The 3221-nt window shown below is 50.0% G+C and carries 2 rRNA genes; both read right to left on the bottom strand.

The features are described 5' to 3' along the window. Positions 1-96, bottom strand: a 5S ribosomal RNA gene (gene rrf / locus EO116_RS08330); the annotation flags it as partial. Between the two features lie 63 nt (positions 97-159). Next, positions 160-3086: ribosomal RNA gene (locus EO116_RS08325) — 23S ribosomal RNA — on the bottom strand. Positions 3087-3221 lie beyond the last annotated feature (135 nt).

The following is a 3221-nucleotide window of genomic DNA, read 5'->3' as shown; positions in this document are numbered from 1 at the left end:
CCAGGCCGTTTCCAGCCAAGTACTTTCGGCGTTTACGAGCTTAACTACTGTGTTCGGGATGGGAACAGGTGGTTCCTCGTAGCCATCGTCACTGAATTTGTCAGGGTGTTCCCTGAAAACTACATAGAAGAATAATATAATAACTTACAAGTTTTTGTTTAAGTAAAGCCCTCGATCTATTAGTACCAGTCAGCTCCATGCCTTACAGCACTTCCACACCTGGCCTATCAACCATGTCGTCTACATGGGATCTTACTAGCTTATGCTATGAGAAACCTCATCTCAAGGCTGGTTTCACGCTTAGATGCTTTCAGCGTTTATCCGTCCCGAACGTAGCTACCCAACTGTACCCTTGGCAGGATAATTGGTACACCAGCGGTTCGTCCACTCCGGTCCTCTCGTACTAGGAGCAGCCCCCTTCAAGTTTCTTTCGCCCGCGATGGATAGGGACCGAACTGTCTCACGACGTTCTGAACCCAGCTCACGTACCACTTTAATCGGCGAACAGCCGAACCCTTGGGACCTACTTCAGCCCCAGGATGTGATGAGCCGACATCGAGGTGCCAAACCTCCCCGTCGATATGGACTCTTGGGAGAGATTAGCCTGTTATCCCCAGGGTAGCTTTTATCCGTTGAGCGATGGCCCTTCCACTCGGCACCACCGGATCACTAAGCCCGACTTTCGTCCCTGCTCGACTTGTTGGTCTCGCAGTCAAGCTCCCTTCTGCCTTTACACTCTTCGAGCGATTTCCGTCCGCTCTGAGGGAACCTTTGGGCGCCTCCGTTACTCTTTAGGAGGCGACCGCCCCAGTCAAACTGTCCACCTAGGACTGTCCGGAAGGTCGTTACTCTTCCCGTTAGATTTCAATTAATCAAAGGGTGGTATCCCAACAGCGACTCCACTAAGACTAGCGCCCTAGCTTCTACGTCTCCCACCTATCCTGTACATTCATTAACTAAAATCAATCCTAAGTTACAGTAAAGCTCCATGGGGTCTTTCTGTCCAGTCGCGGGTAACCTGCATCTTCACAGGTACTTCAATTTCACCGGGTCCCTCGTTGAGACAGTGCGCAAGTCGTTACACCTTTCGTGCGGGTCGGAACTTACCCGACAAGGAATTTCGCTACCTTAGGACCGTTATAGTTACGGCCGCCGTTTACTGGGGCTTCAATTCAGAGCTTCGGATTACTCCTAACCCCTCCTCTTAACCTTCCAGCACCGGGCAGGTGTCAGCACCTATACGTCAGCTTTCGCTTTAGCAGGCACCTGTGTTTGTGGTAAACAGTCGCTTGCGCCTCTCTTGTGCCACCCATTCATGCTAGAGCCGTTACAAGCTTTCACACTACATGGGTCATCCTTTTCCCGAAGTTACGGATGCATTTTGCCGAGTTCCTTAACGAGGGTTTTCCCGCGCACCTTAGGATTCTCTCCCCGCCTACCTGTGTCGGTTTTGGTACGGGTAGTATGTCTCTACCTAGAAGCTTTTCTCGGCAACTTAGGATCAATTACTTCGCTCTTATGAGCTCGTCATCACGCCTCAGCTTTTAGAATAACGGATTTACCTATTACTCAACCTACACGCTTAAACATGCACTTCCAATCGCATGCTAACCTACCTGTTTGCGTCACTCCATCGATCAAACAATTCATACTAGTACAGGAATTTCAACCTGTTGTCCATCGCCTATGCTTTTCCGCCTCGGCTTAGGTCCCGACTTACCCTGAGACGACGATCGTTGCTCAGGAACCCTTAGGCTTTCGGTGGAAAGGATTCTCACCTTTCTTTTCGCTACTCATACCGGCATTCTCACTTCTTACCAGTCCACAGCTCCTTCCGGTACTGCTTCAATCCAATAAGAACGCTCCCCTACCCAATGGTATTACTACCATTGCCACGACTTCGGCTCTGCATTTTAGCCCCGGACATTTTCGGCGCAGAGTCTCTCGACCAGTGAGCTATTACGCACTCTTTAAATGGTGGCTGCTTCTAAGCCAACATCCTGGTTGTTTTGGAAACTCCACATCCTTTGCCACTTAATGCAGCATTGGGGGCCTTAGTCGGTGGTCTGGGCTGTTTCCCTCTTGACTATGGGCCTTATCACTCATAGTCTGACTCCCATGTATAAGTATAGCCATTCGTAGTTTGACTAGGTTCGGTACCCGGTGTGGGCCCTAGCCCGATCAGAGCTCTACCGCCTATACTCTTTACCATGAGGCTAGCCCTAAAGCTATTTCGGGGAGAACCAGCTATCTCCGTGTTCGATTGGCATTTCACCCCTATCCACAACTCATCCCAAAGCTTTTCAACGCTCACGAGTTCGGTCCTCCACACAATTTTACCTGTGCTTCAACCTGGCCATGGATAGATCACTACGGTTTCGGGTCTACTACCACTAACTCTTCGCCCTATTCAGACTCGCTTTCGCTTCGGCTCCACGTTTTCCGCTTAACCTCGCTAGTGACAGTAACTCGCCGGTTCATTCTTCAATAGGCACGCCGTCGACCTGCAATTATACGGTCTTCGACTGTTTGTAGACATACGGTTTCAGGTTCTCTTTCACTCCCCTCCCGGGGTGCTTTTCACCTTTCCCTCACGGTACTATGCGCTATCGGTCCATACTGGTATTTTGCCTTGGAGGGTGGTCCCCCCTGCTTCCCACAAGGTTTCACGTGTCTCGTGGTACTCTGGATACTGCTCCACATATGCAGGATTTCGACTACAGGGCTTTCACCTTCTTCGGCCGACCGTTCCAAGTCGGTTCGTCTATCCCATTTATGCTTGTTAGCAGTCCTCAACCCCGGTCTGGCGAACCAGTCCGGTTTGGGCTCTTCCCCGTTCGCTCGCCGCTACTAAGAGAATCTCGTTTGATTACTTTTCCTCTGGGTACTTAGATGTTTCAGTTCCCCAGGTGCCCTCCTCATACTCTCTGGTATGGGTGACAGAGCTTTTCTCTGCCGGGTTCCCCCATTCGGATATCTACGGGTCAATGGTCGCTTGCACCTCTCCGTAGCTTTTCGCAGCTTACCGCGTCCTTCTTCGGCCAGTATAGCCAAGGCATCCACCGTATGCCCTTACTATCTTTACTTGATAGTGACATATGGTTATGTCTTTTGCTTTAGAGTCATCCTTTCGGATGCTCTCACCTTATAAGTTAATTTAGAGAATCTATGTGCTTGGTCTAACCCTTAGAGTCAACTCTAAGAGACCAAATCATAAATTA

Source organism: Veillonella sp. VA137, assembly GCF_003992015.1.
Taxonomy (GTDB): domain Bacteria; phylum Bacillota; class Negativicutes; order Veillonellales; family Veillonellaceae; genus F0422.
The sequence above is the reverse complement of the archived record's forward strand: the minus strand, read 5'-3'. Positions and strand labels throughout refer to the sequence as shown.